Source organism: Thermocrispum municipale DSM 44069, from assembly GCF_000427825.1.
In the GTDB taxonomy this organism is placed as follows: Bacteria; Actinomycetota; Actinomycetes; order Mycobacteriales; family Pseudonocardiaceae; genus Thermocrispum; species Thermocrispum municipale.
Genome location: NZ_ATYT01000003.1, coordinates 435,292 through 452,430, shown reverse-complemented (window position 1 = coordinate 452,430; position 17,139 = coordinate 435,292). Strand labels below are relative to the sequence as shown.

Annotated in this window: 13 protein-coding genes; 4 read left to right on the top strand and 9 right to left on the bottom strand. The window is 69.0% G+C overall.

Annotated elements, in window-relative coordinates:
* The first annotated feature begins 125 nt into the window (after window positions 1-125).
* The 3 genes from YWM_RS0102075 (at window position 126) to YWM_RS0102065 (ending at window position 4,025) form a co-directional block, all read left to right on the top strand.
* Window positions 126-1,547 carry a cytochrome P450 gene (locus tag YWM_RS0102075; protein WP_028849314.1) on the top strand — a complete coding sequence of 474 codons (1,422 nt, stop codon included), beginning with the start codon at window positions 126-128 and terminating at the stop codon, window positions 1,545-1,547.
* Window positions 1,548-1,728: 181 nt separating this feature from the next.
* Complete coding sequence (locus YWM_RS21785; RefSeq protein ID WP_043659092.1) at window positions 1,729-3,549, top strand: diguanylate cyclase domain-containing protein; 1,821 nt, start codon at window positions 1,729-1,731, stop codon at window positions 3,547-3,549.
* 14 nt (window positions 3,550-3,563) lie between these two features.
* Window positions 3,564-4,025 (top strand): peroxiredoxin, encoded by a 462-nt coding sequence (locus YWM_RS0102065; protein WP_028849313.1) that lies wholly within the window; start codon window positions 3,564-3,566, stop codon window positions 4,023-4,025.
* A 183-nt stretch (window positions 4,026-4,208) separates the two neighbouring features.
* On the opposite strand, the gene YWM_RS21780 is transcribed toward YWM_RS0102065, so the two are convergent.
* The 3 genes from YWM_RS21780 to YWM_RS0102050 all read right to left on the bottom strand — a co-directional run bounded on the left by YWM_RS21780 (window position 4,209) and on the right by YWM_RS0102050 (window position 8,133).
* On the bottom strand, window positions 4,209-5,258 hold the full coding sequence (locus YWM_RS21780) for an LCP family protein (RefSeq protein WP_245565882.1): 1,050 nt from the start codon (window positions 5,256-5,258) through the stop codon (window positions 4,209-4,211).
* A 300-nt stretch (window positions 5,259-5,558) separates the two neighbouring features.
* Window positions 5,559-6,260, bottom strand: a complete 702-nt coding sequence (locus YWM_RS0102055) for an alpha/beta hydrolase (RefSeq protein ID WP_084612135.1) — start codon at window positions 6,258-6,260, stop codon at window positions 5,559-5,561.
* A 7-nt stretch (window positions 6,261-6,267) separates the two neighbouring features.
* On the bottom strand, window positions 6,268-8,133 hold the full coding sequence (locus YWM_RS0102050; protein ID WP_028849310.1) for an ABC transporter ATP-binding protein: 1,866 nt from the start codon (window positions 8,131-8,133) through the stop codon (window positions 6,268-6,270).
* A 172-nt stretch (window positions 8,134-8,305) separates the two neighbouring features.
* Between YWM_RS0102050 and YWM_RS21775 the strand changes: the two genes are divergently transcribed.
* Window positions 8,306-9,580 (top strand): glycosyltransferase family 87 protein, encoded by a 1,275-nt coding sequence (locus tag YWM_RS21775; protein ID WP_052344455.1) that lies wholly within the window; start codon window positions 8,306-8,308, stop codon window positions 9,578-9,580.
* On the opposite strand, the gene YWM_RS0102040 is transcribed toward YWM_RS21775, so the two are convergent.
* The 6 genes from YWM_RS0102040 to YWM_RS0102015 form a co-directional block, all read right to left on the bottom strand.
* The gene (locus tag YWM_RS0102040) at window positions 9,561-9,770 is read right to left on the bottom strand and encodes a helix-turn-helix domain-containing protein (protein ID WP_028849309.1); all 210 of its coding nucleotides are present in this window, start codon (window positions 9,768-9,770) and stop codon (window positions 9,561-9,563) included. The two genes, YWM_RS21775 and YWM_RS0102040, sit on opposite strands and share 20 nt — an antisense overlap.
* A gap of 409 nt (window positions 9,771-10,179) precedes the next feature.
* Entirely contained in the window at window positions 10,180-11,808 is a 1,629-nt protein-coding gene (locus YWM_RS0102035) for an ABC-F family ATP-binding cassette domain-containing protein (protein ID WP_028849308.1), read from the bottom strand.
* A 180-nt stretch (window positions 11,809-11,988) separates the two neighbouring features.
* Entirely contained in the window at window positions 11,989-12,666 is a 678-nt protein-coding gene (locus tag YWM_RS0102030; protein ID WP_028849307.1) for an acVLRF1 family peptidyl-tRNA hydrolase, read from the bottom strand.
* The gene (locus YWM_RS0102025; protein WP_043659391.1) at window positions 12,663-14,222 is read right to left on the bottom strand and encodes a deoxyguanosinetriphosphate triphosphohydrolase family protein; all 1,560 of its coding nucleotides are present in this window, start codon (window positions 14,220-14,222) and stop codon (window positions 12,663-12,665) included. Before YWM_RS0102025 ends, YWM_RS0102030 begins: the two co-directional genes overlap by 4 nt.
* A gap of 169 nt (window positions 14,223-14,391) precedes the next feature.
* Window positions 14,392-16,485, bottom strand: coding sequence for a M48 family metallopeptidase (locus YWM_RS21770; protein WP_052344454.1), 2,094 nt, complete (start codon window positions 16,483-16,485; stop codon window positions 14,392-14,394).
* A 44-nt stretch (window positions 16,486-16,529) separates the two neighbouring features.
* Complete coding sequence (locus tag YWM_RS0102015) at window positions 16,530-17,129, bottom strand: LemA family protein (protein ID WP_211232404.1); 600 nt, start codon at window positions 17,127-17,129, stop codon at window positions 16,530-16,532.
* Window positions 17,130-17,139 lie beyond the last annotated feature (10 nt).

The window sequence follows — 17,139 nt, the reverse complement described above, 5'->3', positions numbered from 1 at the left end:
CCACCCCGGCAAAAATCAAGCACGCATGATTGTTTCAGCGTTACCTCTTTGGTGTCTTGACACCTCGAGCGGCTCCGATGGACCGTGATTAGACGCTCGTATAGCTACGCGGTAGGGAGGCCGTCGTGGTCCTTCGGCAGCACAAACCGACGCTGGCGACGATCAAGATACCGCGGGTGATCGACCGCAAACTGCTCGACCGGAGCTCCTCCCCCAGCCCACTGGCGCCGCCACCGGCAGGCAGCGGCCTGCGCCCGGTGATGGGCGACTTCGGCCTGCCGTTCCTCGGGCACACCCTCGCCCAGATGCGCCACACGCTGGACTTCGGGCTCCCCCGCTACCGGCGGTTCGGGCCGGTCTCATGGGGCGGCATGCTCGGCCAACGGGTGGTGTCGGCGTTGGGCCCGGACGCCACCCAGGCCGTGCTGGTGAACAAGGACAAGGCCTTCTCGCAGGAAGGCTGGGCCTATCTGATCGACAAGTTCTTCCACCGTGGCCTGATGTTGCTCGACTTCGACGAGCATCTGCTGCACCGCCGGATCATGAACCAGGCGTTCACCCGCGAACGCCTCGCCGGCTACGCCGAACAGTTCGGACCGGTGGTGAACCACAAAGTCGCCGCGCTGCCGACCGATCGGCCCGTCGAGCTGTTCTGGGCGCTCAAACAGCTCACCCTCGACGTCGCGCAGCGTGTGTTCATGGACGCCCCGGACAGCGCGTCGAAGGCCATCAACAAGGCATTCGTCGATTCGGTGCGGGCGAGCACGTCGTTCGTGCGCATTCCGGTGCCCGGCGGCCGCTGGCGGGCCGGCCTCCGCGGGCGCGCGCTGCTCGAGCGGTACTTCGCCGAGCGCTTGCCCGCGAAGCGAGCCGCCGATTCGTCGGACCTGTTCTCCGCGCTGTGTCACGCCACGGACGAGGACGGAGCACGTTTTTCCGACGAGGACGTCATCAACCACATGATCTTTTTGATGATGGCCGCGCACGACACGTCGACCATCACCACCACGTCCGCCGCCTACTACCTCGGCAAGCATCCGGAGTGGCAGGACAAGGCCCGCGAGGAGTCGCTCGCGGTGGGCGAGGGGCCGCTCGGCCTCGCCGAGCTGGATTCGCTGACCACGCTGGATCTGGTGATCAAGGAATCCTTGCGGCTGGTCGCCCCGGTGCCCAGCTTGATGCGCAAGACGGTGCGGGACACCGAGCTGGTCGGTCACTACGTGCCGGGCGGCACGCTCGTCGCGGTCTCCCCGATGCTCAATCACTACTTGAGCGAATATTGGACCGACCCGATGACATTCGATCCGATGCGGTTCGCCGAGCCCCGCCGGGAGGACCGCTCGCATCGGTTCGCCTGGGTGCCGTTCGGCGGTGGCGCGCACAAGTGCATCGGCATGCACTTCGGGACCTACGAGGTGAAGGCCCTGCTGCACGCCATGCTGATGCGGTATCACTGGCGGCTTCCCGCCTCCTACCAGCTGCGCTGGGACCACACCGCGCTCCCGGTCGCCGCCGACGGCCTTCCGGTCCGGCTGCACCGCCGGTGAGCGTCCGCGACCCCGAAGCGGCCGCACGCGGAGCGTGCTCGCCGACCGAACACCGGGTGAACGGCACTACTCGAATCGGGCGACATTCAGGTGATTTGCCCGACCAGTTCTACCGTCGGTGGCCTGCCCGCTTGATCGCAACGGGTGGCCGGTTGTTTACTGTCAGAACCCTTCCCAGACCATGCGGACGCGCGGGGTTCGGGGCCCGCGTGTCAGCCCCGACGAGTGCACACGAGGTGCTTCCTTGACTTCTCCTGGTGACCCGCCAGGCTCGGCGACCCCGGCCACGGATCGGTTCGTCGCCCTCTTCACAGCCGCCCCGTTCGGGATCGCGCTGACCGACGCCGACGGCGTCATCGTCGAAGCCAATCCCGCGCTGGGCGCATTCCTCGGAGTGGACCCCGCGGAGCTGCGCGGCACGCCGTTCGTCGATCTGATCACCGGGCAGGGCGACGCGGCCATGGTGCGTGCCCTGCTCTCCGACCCCGACACGCGGTCGGCGACCGGCAGGCACGTCGGCGCCGTCATGGAGCATGCGACCGAGGGCCCGGTACACGCCGACGTCAGCGTGATCACGCTGCCCAGCGACGACCCGTCGCGGCGCTACCCCGCGATCATGGTCCGGGACGTTAGCGACCTGCACCTGCTGCAGGAGCGCCTGCACCACCAGAACGTGCACGACCCGCTGACCGGTCTGCCGAACGCCGCGAGCTTCCACGGCAAGCTGNAAGCCGCGATGGTCGACCGCACCCATCCCCAGCTCGCGCTGGTGGTGTTCGACATCGACGGATTCCGGCTGATCAACGACGGCTTCGGCACCGAGGTCGGTGATCAGCTGTTGCAGCACATGGCGACGAAGCTGCGCGAGATCTTCCCGGTCGATGCCGTGATCGGCCGGATGATCGGCGACCGGTTCGGCGTCCTGCTGCGCGGCTCGTTCACCGGTCAGGGGCTGGCCCAGCTGGCCGAGCAGGCGCAGCAGGAACTGGCCGAGCCGGTGTACTTCGACGGCAGCGGCATCGCACTGAGCGCCAGCGTCGGCATCGTGGTGCGCAACGTCGGCAACGGCACCGCCGCGGACCTGGTACGCGCCGCCGAGATCACCGTGCATCGGGCGAAAGCGGCTGGGCGCGCGCAGTGGATGATGTTCGACGGGGAGGCCGATCGGCGTGAGCGCCACCTCGCCAAGCGCGGCGCGATGCTCGGTGGCGCACTGGAGACCGGCGAGTTCGAGCTGCTCTACACCCCGACCGTGCGGCCGGACGGCAGCGGCGAGCTGGCGTTGATCTACGGCGAGATGGTGTGGAACCACCCCGAGGACGGCAGGCTCGGGCCGTCGGACTTCGTGCCGATGGCCGATCAGACCGGCATGACGGTGCCGATCGGACGCTGGATGATCGACGAGGCGGTGGCGTCGCTGGCGCGGTGGCGCAGCGAGCTGGGGACGCACCTGCCGGACATCGGTGTGCGGCTGCCCGCCCGTCTGGCCATCGACCAGGATCTGGTGGGCATGGTGCGTTCCGCACTGGAGCAGCACGAGCTACCTGCCAGCTCGCTGTGCCTGCTGACCAAGGCGTCCAGCGTCGATGATCCGCGCGGCGACGTGCTCGAATCGCTCGAGCTGCTCAGCCAGCTCGGGGTGCGCATCGGACTGCTCATCGCCCATCCGGCTCAGTTCGACGTCCTCACCGAGGATCTGACCATCCACGACCTGGTGCTGGCCCAGTCGATGGCGGAGTTGGTGGCGATCGACTACCCGGTCGAGGCCAGTGCCACCATGCGAGGCCTGCACGACTTCCTCGCCCGCCCGTTGGAACGCGGCATCCGGGTGTCCGCGGAGGGCGTGGAGAGCGCCGAGCAGATGCGCAGGCTGGCCGAGCTGGGGATCAGTGCCGTGCGCGGGCCGCACCTGTACGAGCCGCTCAGCGCCACGGCGATGCGGGAATTCCTGGCAGGCGACAAGGTGGGCGATCTCAGCGCCGCGCAGTCGCACACCGGCTAGGGCATGATGGCGGCATGAAACCGGGCGACATCGTCGAGGACTTCACCCTGCCGGATCACACCGGCCAACCGCGCAGCTTGTCGGAGTTCCTGGCCGAGGGTCCGGTCGTGCTCTTCTTCTACCCCGCCGCGATGACGACGGGATGCACGGCGGAAAGCTGCCACTTCCGCGATCTGGCGGCCGAGTTCGCCGAGGTCGGAGCCCAGCGCGTCGGGATAAGCCGCGACCCGGTCGAGAAGCAGGCGCGCTTCGCCGAGCAGAATGCGTTCGACTATCCGCTGCTGTCCGACGTGGACGGCACGGTCGCGAAGCAGTTCGGAGTGGACCGCAAGCTGGCGGTGCTGCCGGTGAAGCGGCAGACGTTCGTGATCAACACCGATCGGACCGTGCTCGAGGTGATCAAGAGCGAGGTCCGGATGAACGTGCACGCGGACAAGGCGCTGGCGGTGCTGCGCCGGGCGCGCAGCCGCGACTGACCGGCCGCAATCGCATCACTCTCCCAGGCCGCGAGTCGACTTTCGCCGACTTCACCCACCGCGAACCGACCTACGCGGCCACGGGCGCCGCAAGTCGACCGACACCGCCATCCACCGCCGCGAGACGACCTACTCGGCCGCGCCTGCCGCGAGCCGATCGTCGTCGGCCTGGGCCGCCGCCCGTCAGCCGCAGTTGCTGTCGGTCGCGTTGATCACGCTGTCCGGTAGCTCCTGGTCGTTGCGCAGCGCGTCGAACATCTGCTTGGCCTTCTCCTCGTCGGTCGACTTCGCGTCGCACCCGGTCACCGGCACGGTCGTGTTCACCATGCCGCCGTCGGAGATGCCGCGCGCCGCCCACGCCAGCCAGAACAGGTGGTGCAGGTGGTCCTCCTCGTCTATGCTCAGCGCGTCCGGGATCTCGCCGAGCAGCGGGAAGAGGTCGAACGGGTTGAGCAACGTCGCCGGGCTGGCGATCTCACCGGCCAGCGCCCCGATGAACTTGCGCTGGTTCGCCACCCGGTCCAGGTCCGACCGCGGGGTCGCCTCGCCCTTACGCATGCGCACGAAGGTCAGCGCCTGCGCGCCGTTCAGCTTGTAGGTGCCCGCCTTCAGCTTCTGGCCGTTGGACCCGTCGACCATGTCCTTCGGGATGGTCATCTCCACCCCTCCAATGGCGTCCACCATCGTGGCGAACCCGCCGAGACCGATTTCGGCGTAGTGGTCGATGCGCAGGTTGGTGACCTGCTCGATGGTCTTGACCAGCTGTTTCGGCCCCTTCCCCCGCGCGTACACGGAGTTGATCTGCACGCCGTTGGGATAGTCCGGCGTGGTCACGATCAGGTCGCGCGGGAAGCTGACCAGGGTCGGCTTGGTGCCGTTGTCCGGCAGGTGGGCCAGCAGGATGGTGTCGGTGGCGTTGGTGTTCGGCTTGCCGACGTGCAGCCGCTTGATCTCCTCCTCGGACAGACCGTTGCGGTTGTCCGAACCGACGATGAGCCAGTTCGTCCCCTCGCCCGCCGCAGGCCTACCGGGATAGTCACCGATGGCGTCCACCCGGCGCATGTTCACGTCCAGGTAGATCCAGACGGCCGCCAGGAACACCACGAACAGCAGGACCAGCGTGAGCAGGATCTTGCCGGGACCGAACCGGCGACGGCGGCGCCGCGGCGGCCGGTCGAGCCGCTCCGGCGGCTCAGGCCGTGCCTGTGCCTGCCGCGGAGGACGTGCGTGCATCGGCTCAGTGGGTTGCTGGGCATTCCTTCCCGCGGCGGGTGGCCGCTGACCCGGCGGCCGGCCTCCTGGCCGCCGCGACCCACCAGGACCGCCCGGCAACGGCATCATCCTGGTCGACTGGTGGGGCGGACGGCCGCCGCTCCCCGGCCGACGTGGATCCCGGCCAGGAGGACGATTGGCTCCTGGCCCCTGTGGCTCGACCATGCGCTCGCCCGTCTCTCGTTCCTACCGCTTGCACTGCAAGGCATCATCGCACCGCCGACATGTGCCTGGGGTAACAACCCCGCGCGCGTCGGCCGATTACACCCGCACGCGTAGTCGCTGCTCACCAGCCAGGCTCAGCGCGTACCGCAGGGGGCCCGCGGCCTGCTGCAGCCCGAATGCGTGCAGGGCGAAGGAGCGTACCAACCGATGCCACGTCGGTGCGCGCCACAGCAAGGCGTGCGTCTCCGCGGGCAGTTCGAACCGGACGACGTCGGTCACCTCGGCGGCCCGGCGTGCGTAAGCCAGCGAGTCCTCGGGCTTGGTGATGGTGTCGTCGAGGCCGTGGGCGATCAGCACCGGCACATCGCGCACCGCGTCCACCCCGTCCTCAGCCGGGGTCCACGGGGCAAGCGCGGCGACGCCGACCACTGCGGGATCGTCGGCGACGTGCAGCGCCACGCGGCCACCCATGGAGTGGCCCACCAGCACGATGGGTGCCTCCGGTCGTCGGCGACGGATCTGCTCCAATGCCCATCGGGCGTCGTGCACCGGGTCGAGGTGCGGCTTGTTCCAGCCGCGCACCCGGTTGCGCACCATCGCAGCTGCTATGCCGTGCGTGCGGCCGACTCGCAGCATGTCCAGGCCGAAGCTGATCATCCGCAGATACGGTCCCGACCACGGGCGAACGGGCTCGTGACTGGTCTCGGTACCGCCGTGCAGCAGCAGCACGACCGGGCCGGTACGCCCGGATGTGGCCAGCAACCGCAGATCCGGGGCCTTGATCGCGGCGTCGGTCATGCCGCCATCATGCCGCAGCCGCCTTCTCGGCGAACTGGGTGCGGTGCAGCTCGGCGAACCTGCCGTTGGCCGCCAGCAGTTCGTCGTGCGTTCCGCGCTCCACGATGCGGCCGTCCTCCACGACCAGGATCTGGTCGGCGGCGCGCACGGTGGACAGCCGGTGCGCGATCACCAACGCGGTCCGGCCTTCGAGCGCATCGGCCAACGCCTCACCGACGGCGACCTCCGACTCGGAATCCAGGTGCGCGGTCGCCTCGTCCAGCACCACCACCCGCGGCTTGGCCAGCAGCAACCGCGCGATGGTCAGCCGCTGTCGCTCACCGCCGGACAGCCGGTACCCCCGCTCCCCGACCACGGTGTCGAGCTGATCCGGCAGACTGCGGACCAGATCGGCCAGCCGGGCCCGCTCCAGCGCGGACCAGATCTCCTCGTCGTCGGCCCGCGGGTTCGCGTAGGAGAGGTTGGCCCGGATCGTGTCATGGAACAGGTGGCCGTCCTGGGTGACCACGCCGACCGTGGACCGCAACGACGTGAAGCTCAGTTCTCGGACGTCGACACCGCCGAGGCGGACCGCTCCGCTGTCGACGTCGTAGAGCCGCGGCACCAGCGACGCCATGGTGGACTTCCCCGCTCCGGACGAGCCCACGAGCGCGACCATCTGACCAGGAGCGGCCGTGAAGCTGACGCCGTGCAGCACTTCCTCGCCGCCGCGCGTGTCGAGCGTCGCGACTTCTTCGAGGGACGCCAGCGACACCTTGTCCGCAGACGGGTAGGAGAAGCGCACATTGTCGAATTCCACCGAAACCGGGCCGTCCGGCACATCCACCGGGTCCGGCTTCTCGGTGATCATCGGTTCGATGTCCAGTACCTCGAAGATCCGCTCGAACGACACCAGCGCCGTCATCACGTCGACCCGGACGTTGGCCAGCGCGGTCAACGGCGAGTACAGCCGGGTCAGCAGCAGCGCCAGGGAGACGACCGTGCCCGCGTCCAGCGTGCCTGCGATGGCCAGCCACCCACCGAGCCCGTAGACCAGCGCCAACGCCAGCGCGGACACCAACGTCAGGATGGTCATGAACCAGCGGGTCAGCATGGCGGTGCGGATGCCGATGTCGCGCACCCGGCCTGCCCGTGCGGCGAACTCCTCGGCTTCCCGCTTCGGGCGACCGAACAGCTTGACCAGCGTGGCGCCGGGCGCGGAGAACCGCTCGGTCATCTGCGTCGTCATGGTCGCGTTGTGCTTGGAGGCTTCGCGCTGCAGCTCCGCCATGCGACGGCCGATCCGGCGCGCGGGCAGGACGAAGACGGGCAGCAACAATAGCGCCAGCAACGTGACCTGCCAGGACAGGGCGACCATCACCGCGAGCGACAGCACCAACTGGATCACGTTGGTGACCAGGCCGGACAACGTCGCAGTGAACGTCCGTTGGGCACCGATGACGTCGTTGTTCAGCCTGCTCACCAACGCGCCGGTGCGGGTACGCATGAAGAACGCGATCGGCATGCGTTGAACATGCTCGAACACCACACGGCGCAGGTCGTAGATCAACCCCTCGCCGATGTGCGCCGACTGCCAGCGCTCGGCGAGCCCGATCGCCGCGTCCGCGATGGCCACCCCGGCGATGATCAGCGCCAGGTTCACCACCATGTCCGCGTCCTCGCCGTCCACGATGACGTCCACCACGCGCCCGGCAAGCAGTGGAGTGCTCACCGCCAGCACCGCCGCGATCACGGTCAGCACGCCGAAGACCGCCAACCGCCGCCAATGCGGGCGGGCGAACGCCGCAACCCGCCGCACCGTCCCCGGCGCCAGCCCCTTCGGCGCCTCGTCCGCACGCATGCTGCTGCGCAGCAAGCTCCACGTGTTGTCCATCAATACCTCACCTAATGTGGAGGTTTTGCAGCCGTCTCCCCAGCGTAACGCCGTACTCCGACAGGCTCATTCCCCGCGGGCGACGTGTTCACCGTGAGCGGAACCGACAGGCGGGCCGGAATAGGCGATGCGACGGCAGGCAGAAAACGACGTTCGCGATAATGCTGCGACCATGTCCTCGCCGATTTCTCGCCCGCTGCGACTCGATCTCGCCGTGTATGTGGGCTTCGCGGCGTTCGCTCTGATCACAGCGCTCGCGTCGGGCTATCGCACGCACAGTGTCTGGGGCGCGTTCGCGACGGCGGGATATCTGCTGGCGGCCTGCCACACGGTTTTCCTGCTGGTCACACGGCGGGCGAGCTCGCGGTGGTGGGACTCACGGTGGACCAGCGCCAGGTTGGCGTTCGCCCTCGCCCTGGTGGCACCGCTTGCCGTGCTGCTCGTGGCTCGGCTGAGCGGAGGCGACTGGGCGGACAGTCCCGCGGCGTGGGCGGCGCAACCGGAAGTCTGGGTGATCGAACGCTCCGGCTTGCTCCTGCTGGAGACCGGTACGCCCTACGTCGACGTCTTCTCGCTCGGCAGGGCGCCGGAGGTCAACGACTACACGCCTTACGGCCCGGCGATGGCCCTCTTCGGACTGCCCAGAGCGCTGGCAACACAGCTCGGCATCGCCGATGTCGGACTCGTGCAGGTCCTCACCGACGCTCGCCTGTGGTTTCTGGCCGTCGCGGCGCTCTGCGTCTGGCTGAGCCTGCGCCTGCTGGACAAGCCGTCGGTGCCGATCGCGGCAGCGCAGATCGCCGTGCTGTGCCCTGCCACGGCGATGACGTTCGCCGTCGCCGCACCGGATCTGGCCGTGATCGGGCTGCTGATCCTGTCCCTGACCTTGGCCGTGCGCGCGAAACACGTGCTGGCCGGCGTGCTGCTAGCGGTGGTGGTCAGCGCGAAGCTCACCGCCGCTCCCGCCCTGGTCGTGCTGTTCGTGTTGATCGTGGCGCGCGGCGGGTGGGCATGCGCGGGCCGGTTCACGGCAGCCTTCGTCGGCGCAGCGGCCGTGCTGCACGTTCCGGCGCTGGTGGATCCTGCCGCGTTCGTCGAGCACGTTCTGGCCTTTCCGGCCGGGCGCGGTGCCGTGCCGTCTCCCGCAGCAAGCCCGCTACCGGGGCACTTGATCGCCGAGACCGGGCCGATCGGGCACGCGATCGCACTCGGGCTGCTCGCCACGGCCGCCGTGGCGATCGGCCTGTGGGTGGTGGTGCGACCGCCGCGCACGGGAGCCGACGCGGCGCTACGGCTCGCCGTCGGCCTCGGCGCGGCGATCATGCTGACCCCAGCAACCCGCTGGGGCTACGTGGTCTACCCGCTCGCCCTGCTCGGCGCGCGGTGGTGCTTCCCCCAGGAAGAAGGCGCCCTCCGGCGCGCTCGGTCTACTTCTTCTTCCGGGTAGTCGCGCCACCACGACCGCGTAGCTGTACCCCGGATTCGCACAGAACCCGGTGCACGAAGCCGTAGGAACGACCGGTCGATTCAGCCAGGGCCCGGATGCTTGCGCCCTTCTCGTACTTCTTCTTGAGGTCGTTAGCCAGCTTGGTGCGCGTGCTGCCGGTGATGCGCGCGCCCTTCTTCAAGTCAGCCACGATGGTCACGCCTCCTTGCCGGAGAGTGGTGTGGGCCACACACAGCCCCTTGGAGCAATGATCGAACAGGAGGCGACAGAACGCCAGATGGACGACGAAATCTGCGCAAAGCCACCACGGACGGCCTAACCCGGAAGCCGAAAGGACGATCAAGGCATCCGCCGAAACGATCAAGGCGGCTCCGTGCAGGGTCTTACTGATCACCACGCGCGTTCACGGTCCGCTCCGGAACCGGGCGTCGGGCGGCCGAACAGGACCGTGGTGCCGGACTTCGCGCCGGAAAATTCGCGGTCAGAGTCACCCACAAGAGGTATGAGCCCGGTCGGGTACGAGCCGGGCACACGCGGCCCGGACGGGTGGTCGCGCCCGCCGCCGAGCGGGCCACCCGCCTGCAGCGGCAGCCACGGCCTCAGGCGAGCTCGACCAACTCGCGATACTCGTCCGACCAGTGATCTTCGGTGCCGTCCGGAAGCACGATCACCCGTTCCGGTTCCAGCGCATCGACGGCACCGGGATCGTGGGTCACCAGCACAACCGCTCCGGTGTAGCTCCGCAGCGCCGACAACACCTGTTCCCGGGAAGCCGGGTCCAGGTTGTTCGTCGGCTCGTCCAGCAACAACACGTTCGCCGCGCTGGAGACCAGCCCGGCCAGCGCCAACCGGGTCTTCTCGCCACCGGACAGCGTGCCGGCAGGCTGGTCGAGCTGCTCGCCGCTGAACAGGAACGACCCGAGCAGGGTGCGCAGCTGCTGTTCGCCGGTGTCCGGCGCCAGGTGCCGGATGTTCTCCCACACCGTGGCTTGGTGATCCAGCGTCTCGTGCTCCTGCGCGTAGTAGCCGATCCGCAGGCCGTGCCCCGGCTCCACCGAACCGGTGTCCGGCCGTTCCAGCCCGGCGAGCAGCCGGAGCAACGTCGTCTTGCCCGCCCCGTTGAGACCGAGCACGACCACGCGGGAGCCACGGTCGATCGCCAGGTCGACACCGGTGAAGATCTCCAGCGACCCGTAGCTCTTCGACAAGTTGGACGCCGTGAGCGGGGTACGCCCGCACGGTGCGGGGGCCGGGAAGCTGATCTTGGCGACCTTGTCCGCCCGCTGCTCGGGCTCCAGCGCCGCCAGCATCTGCTCCGCCCGGCGGGCCATGTTCTTGGCGGCCACCGCTTTGGTGGCCTTCGCACCGAGCTTGGCTGCCTGCTGCTTGAGCGCGGCCGCCTTCTTCTCCGCGTTCGCGCGCTCCCGCTTACGCCGCTTCTCGTCGGTGGCGCGCGCGTCCAGATAACGCTGCCACGTCATGTTGTAGACGTCCAGCTCGGCGCGCATCGCGTCGAGGAACCACACCTTGTTCACCACGTCGGCGAGCAGGCCGACGTCGTGGCTGATCAACACCAGACCCCCGGTGTGCTGCTTGAGGAAGCCGCGCAACCACGAGATCGAATCGGCGTCGAGGTGGTTGGTGGGCTCGTCCAGCAGCAGGATGCGGTCGGACTTCCCGCCCGGCCCCGCCTCCGAGGCGGCGAACAGGATGCGAGCCAGCTCGACGCGCCTGCGCTGACCACCGGACAGCGTCGACAGGCGCTGCGTCAGCACCCGTTGTTCGAGCCCGAGATTCGCGCAGATGCGGCCCGCTTCGCTTTCCGCGGCGTATCCACCGAGCGCGGAGAAGCGCTCCTCCAGGCGACCGTAGCGGTTGATCGCCTTCTGCCGCTCCGGACCGTCGGCCAGCTCCGCCATGGCGATCTGCGCCTTCTCCATGTCGCGGGCGATGGCGTCCAGACCGCGCGCGGACAGCACCCGATCCTTCGCGGTCACCGACAGGTCGCCCTCGCGAGGATCCTGTGGCAGGTAGCCGATCTCCGAGCTGATGCGAATGTCGCCGGCGTGCGGTTGGCCTTCACCGGCGAGCACTTTCAGGGTCGTGGTCTTACCGGCGCCGTTGCGGCCGACAAGGCCGATCCGGTCGCCGGGTTGCACACGCAACGTGGTTTCGGCCAGCAGAGTGCGCGAACCGGCGCGCAGCTCCAGGCCGGTAGCCGTAATCACAGTGGGCTCCGTGGTCTGAAGAAAGTCGACAAGGAAGAGAGAGGCTGACTCGCGCTACTCCAAGCGCGAGTCAGCCAGCCGGACGCGGCGGGGTACGCCGCGCTCGGTCTGCAAGCCTCCGATGTCGTGACCACGTCATCGATGGTACGGGGTACGCGCCAGCAAATTTTCGTCGCACCGCTATTCGGGCTGGGGGTCGCGTATCTGGATCTCCACCGAGCGCGCCCGCTCGGCGGCCTCGTCGAGCAATGCCCTGCGCGGCTCGCCGACGTCGAGTATTCGCTCACTGGCTTTGGCGAACACCGATGCCAGCCGACGATCAGCGGCGAGCTGCTCCAGCGCCCGCCGATCACCGCCGAGCACGACGAAGTCCAGCGTGGTCAGCCGCGGGCCGAGGACGTCCAGGATGTCGTCGGCCGCGCGGTTCAGGGCCTGCCTGCCTTGCTGCTCGCGGCGACGCGCGAATCGCTGCTGGGACTGGCCACCCGCTGCCGTACGCCCCTGCACGTAATGCCGGCCGGTGCGCGACACCACCACCCGTGGACCCTCGGCTATCCCGACCGAGTGCGCGCCTTTACGAACCAGGATCAGACCGAGCCGCCGAGGCTTGAGCGCGTAGTCCACCAGCGGCCCGATCTCCAAGCCCGCATGCAACTCGACCCCGTGGCGTCGCTCGAACGGCAGGTCGATCCACGCCTGAGTCCCGTTCACCGCGGTGACCACCACGTGCAAGTAGTGCAGCACGGTGCGGGCGATTCCCCCGTTGCGCTCGGCGAAGTTGTCGAACCACCTGGTCAACCGCTCCGGGGCGACTTCGACGGCCCGTCCTCCCCCGGCCAGCTCGCGTACCCGGCTCACAGCACGAACGAGTCCGACCAGGGGGCGGTCGAACGCCCGGCCAGGGCGTCCAACAGCACCACGGCTTGCTTGTCGGTCAGCGACGCCACGAAGTCGACGATCGACCGGCCGCGGGCCAACGAGCGGATGTCCACCGGCCCGGAGCCGGGCGCCCCCGTCAACAGCTCCGGCCGCTCCCGCACCAACAGCGCGTACTCCGTCTCGGCCAGCTCGACCAGATCGTGCAGCCTGCGTGGGATCCGATGCGCCTCGCGCTCGTCCAGCAACCACTGCCGCAGCTCGTCGACCAGCGTCGACAGCAGCGAGGCCTGGCCGCGCTGATGCAGCGCCAGGTCCGCACGCTCGAGCACGAACCGCTTGTGCACGAACTTCAACACCTGGACCTCGTGCCACTGCGGCACCCGCAGCGTCACGTGGCCGCTGCGCGTCGACGGGTCCGGAACGACCTCGACGCCTTCCACCAGGCGCTCGGTCCACTGCTCGGAAAAGGCGGCGATGGCTTGTTCGGACTCGATCGAGCCGTCGAACGCCCGCGCCAGCAGGCCGTCGACCAGCGTCTCGCGAACCCGCGCGACCGCGTCATGGAACGCGTCGTCGTCGACCAGGGGCGCATCTTTGACGTGCATTCGCCGCCGCAGCCGCTCCAGCGAGTGGCCCGGCTTCCGCGACCTGGCAAGCTGCGCGTCCTCGAGCTGACGCAGGTCGTGCGCCTGCTCCGCCCACGCACGCAGCTCTCCCGCCACCGGCGCGTGCTGAAGCACGCCGATGCGGTGGAAGTCCTGCAGATCGTGGATCGCGTACGCGATGTCGTCGGCCGTGTCCATCACGGACGCCTCCACGGTCTGCTGCCACGACTCGATCTTGTCCGCGAACGGCTGCCTTGCCTGCTCGAGGTCGTGCAGCTCGGTCACGTAGGCGGAGAACTTGCTCGAGCCGGTGCCGGGCGCATCGGACGGCTCGGCCGCTCCACGGGGCGGCACGTCCATCTCCGACGGGTGCGGGCGCACCAACGGCAATCGCAGCCACGGGTATTTGAGGACCCCGGCACGTACCGCGGCGGTGAGGTCGAGGCCGATACCGGACGGTCCGCGCACATCCGTCGTGGTCAGGATCCGGAACGTCTGCGCGTTCCCTTCGAACCCGTCGGACAGGCCGAGCCGGTGCCGGGCGATCCGGTCGAGCACCTGCTCGCCGAGGTGCCCGAACGGCGGATGGCCCAGGTCATGGGCCAGCGCCGCGGCCTCCGCGACATCCGGGTCGCACCCGCCGAGCTTCTCACACAGCTGGGCGTACTCCGGCGACGACGTGAGCCGCTCGGCGATCGTGCGCGCCACCTGCGCCACCTTCAGACTGTGCGTCAACCGGTTGTGCAACAGCCCGGAATCCCCGGCGCTGACCACTTGGGTGACGCCACCCAGCCGGGCGAAGAACGGGGACGCGGCGATGCGGTCGCGGTCCACCCGGAATTCGGTAGCGACATCGGCGCCGGCGGAGCTGAGGCTGCCCGCCGCGCGACCTTCTCCCGCATCTCGCCGTCGCGTCCTGTCGATGCGCATGGAGTTCACCGTAATAGTTCACGACGGCAAGGCCACGACATTTAGCTCGGTCGCCACCACCGGCCGCCCTTCGGGACATCACCCGGCGGGCGACCGGCTTACGCGCGGGATCGAGTGCGGCATCAGCGGCCCGCCGGCAGAGCCACGCCGACCCGTGCGGCCGCGCCGCTCAGGACTGCCGAGTGCTCGCCTGGGCCGGGGCCGCCGGGTGCTGTTGCGCCGAGCTCAGCGGCGGAACCGGGCAGTGCAGCACCGCACAGACGGTACGCAGCAGCTCGACCTCCTCCGTGGTCATCACGCCGTCGTGGCTGATGACCAGTACCAAGCTCTCCACCAGCGCAGCCTTCTCGTTGCCTTCCAGGCCGTCCAGGGCAGCCCACGCGCCATCGAGGGCGAGCAGGCCCTGCTGCGGCGGCTGGAACGGGATCTGCTGACCGGGCAGCACCTTGTGCAGGCCCGCGCGGAACGCGGCCTCGCCCTGACGCGGATCGTCGTGCCCGACCCGAGCCAGCACGGCCAGCAGGACGGCCACCGACGGAGCCACGTTGGCCAGCGTCCGACGCTGCTTGCGCCACGGCGGCCGGTGGTACATGACCTCGTGCAGCTCGATGTGCAACAGCGTCGACAAGCAGTACTCGAACACGTCGACCCGGCCGTCCGCCTTGATCAACGCGTCCAGGCTGCCCATGATGTGCTGCAGCTCCTGCGGACTGCGCCTGCGCAACGCGGAGAACGCGATCTCCGACAGCGGCAGCCGCAGATCGGCGTCGAGCCTCTGCAACGCGCCGCCTTCGTTCCATGCCGCGTCGGCCAACGGCTTGCCGTGCCGCTGGGTCAGCACCTGGTGCTGCCGTTGCCGGGCCTCCGGGTGGGACGACATCAACAGGCCGAAGATCAACGGCACGACCGTGTCCGTCCGCCGGGCCTTGGCCTTGAACTCTTCCGGGATCCGGCGCAGCAGGTTCTCGCCGTGCTCGTACGTCGCGGCGGACGGGTCACCGATGCCCGCAACCACCTGGTCCGGACGTACCGGGATCGGCCCCTGCTGCCCGGAAGGTCCAGAAGCCGCCGGGCCCTGACCACCTGGCGGGGGCGCCGGGACCGGCGGACCGCTCGGCGGCGGCATCGCACCCGCGGGCGGAGCCATCCCGGCGGCCGGCTGGCCGGACGGCGGCGGAGCCATCCCGGCCACTGGCTGGCCGGACGGCGGCGCGGCAGGAGCCTGTCCTGCCGGGGCGGGCGCCAGGCCCATGGCCGCGTCCTCCTGCAGACCCGCGGGCGGGGCCGCCGTCCAGCGCTGCTTCAACGCTTCCAGCTCGGCGGGGTTGAAGTGCGGCTGCAACGCACGGATGCGCTCCACCAGCGGCGGGTGGGTGGCGAACATCGCCGCGAACTTCGAGCCCTCGCCGAACAGCATGTGGCTGACGTCGTCCTTCTTGCCGCTGCGCAGCTCGGAACCGTCCGGCAGGCCACCGATCTTCTTCAACGCGCCCGCGATGCCCTCGGTCTGCCTGGTGAACTGCACCGCGGAGGCGTCCGCCAGATACTCGCGCTGCCGGGACACCGCGGCTTTGATCAGCTTGCCGCACAACAGGCCGATACCGCCGGCGATCCACAGCACCAGGCCGATGGCGGGCAGCGGATTGCGCTGGCCACGCGTGGCCATCAGCACCCGGCCGACCACGGCCAGACCCAGGATGCCGAACAGCACACCCATCAACCGGATGCTCAGCCGCATGTCGCCGTTGACGACGTGGCTGAACTCGTGCGCGATGACGCCCTGCAGCTCGTCACGGTTCAGCCGCTCGAGCGTTCCCCTGGTCACGGCCACCGCCGCGTCGGCAGGCGACCATCCGGCGGCGAACGCGTTGATGCCCGGCTCGTGCGGCAGCACGTACAGCTCCGGCACCGGGGTGCCCGACGCGATGGCGATCTCCTCGACCACGTTGCGCAGCCTGCGCAGTTGCGGGTCGTTGGTGTCCTCGGGGACGTACACACCCCCGAGCGACCGCGCGACCTTGCCGCCACCGCCCTTCTTCAGGCTGGCCAGCCGGAACAGGGACGCGCAGGCGATGATGATCAGCACCACGATCGTGATCGTGAGCAGCACGGGCACCATCTGGTCCGCGGGCATCTCCCGCAGCAGCAGCCCCCACATCGCCAGGTCGATGACCGCGACGATGCCGATGACCGCGACGACGAACAGGAACACCAGGCGCCCGGACGCCTTGCGAACCTGGATCTGGCGTTCGAAGAAGTTCATTTCGGACTACTTACCCCCGGCAGCCGGGACCGCTTCGGACGCGCTCAGAACGAGATCTGCGGAGCCTGCCGCATCTCCGGACGCTCGACCTCCAGCAGCGCGGCGGGCTTGAACCCGAACATGCCCGCGAAGATGTTCGACGGGAAGACCTCGCGCTTGTTGTTGTAGGCCATGACCGAGTCGTTGTAGGCCTGGCGAGCGAACGCGACGCGGTTCTCCGTCGAGGTCAGCTCCTCGGACAGCTGCATCATGTTCTGGTTCGCCTTCAGGTCCGGGTAGCTCTCCTGCAGCGCGAACAGCCTGCCCAGCGTCTGGGTCAGCATGTTCTCCTGCTGGCCCAGGTGCTGCATCGCCTGCGGGTCACCCGGGTTGGTCCGCGCGTACTGCTGCGCCTGCACCGCGCCCTGTCGGGCGGCGATGACGGCTTCCAACGTCTGCCGCTCGTGCTTGATGTAGCCCTTGGCGGTCTCCACCAGGTTCGGGATCAGGTCGTGCCGACGGGTGAGCTGCACGTCGATCTGCGCGAACGCGTTCTGGTACGCATTACGCCGCTTCACCAGGCCGTTGTAGATCGAAATGGCCATGATGATCAGCAGCAGCACGATCACGCCGATGACGATCCCGATGATCGCTCCGGTACTCAACTAAGACCCC

Excerpts from the sequence above, each read along its gene's own strand:
- YWM_RS0102065 (WP_028849313.1), top strand. The coding sequence starts at position 3,564 with ATGAAACCGGGCGACATCGTCGAGGACTTCACCCTGCCGGATCACACC.
- YWM_RS21780 (WP_245565882.1), bottom strand. The coding sequence starts at position 5,258 with ATGCACGCACGTCCTCCGCGGCAGGCACAGGCACGGCCTGAGCCGCCG.
- YWM_RS0102055 (WP_084612135.1), bottom strand. The coding sequence starts at position 6,260 with ATGACCGACGCCGCGATCAAGGCCCCGGATCTGCGGTTGCTGGCCACA.
- YWM_RS0102050 (WP_028849310.1), bottom strand. The coding sequence starts at position 8,133 with ATGGACAACACGTGGAGCTTGCTGCGCAGCAGCATGCGTGCGGACGAG.
- YWM_RS21775 (WP_052344455.1), top strand. The coding sequence starts at position 8,306 with ATGTCCTCGCCGATTTCTCGCCCGCTGCGACTCGATCTCGCCGTGTAT.
- YWM_RS0102025 (WP_043659391.1), bottom strand. The coding sequence starts at position 14,222 with ATGCGCATCGACAGGACGCGACGGCGAGATGCGGGAGAAGGTCGCGCG.
- YWM_RS21770 (WP_052344454.1), bottom strand. The coding sequence starts at position 16,485 with ATGAACTTCTTCGAACGCCAGATCCAGGTTCGCAAGGCGTCCGGGCGC.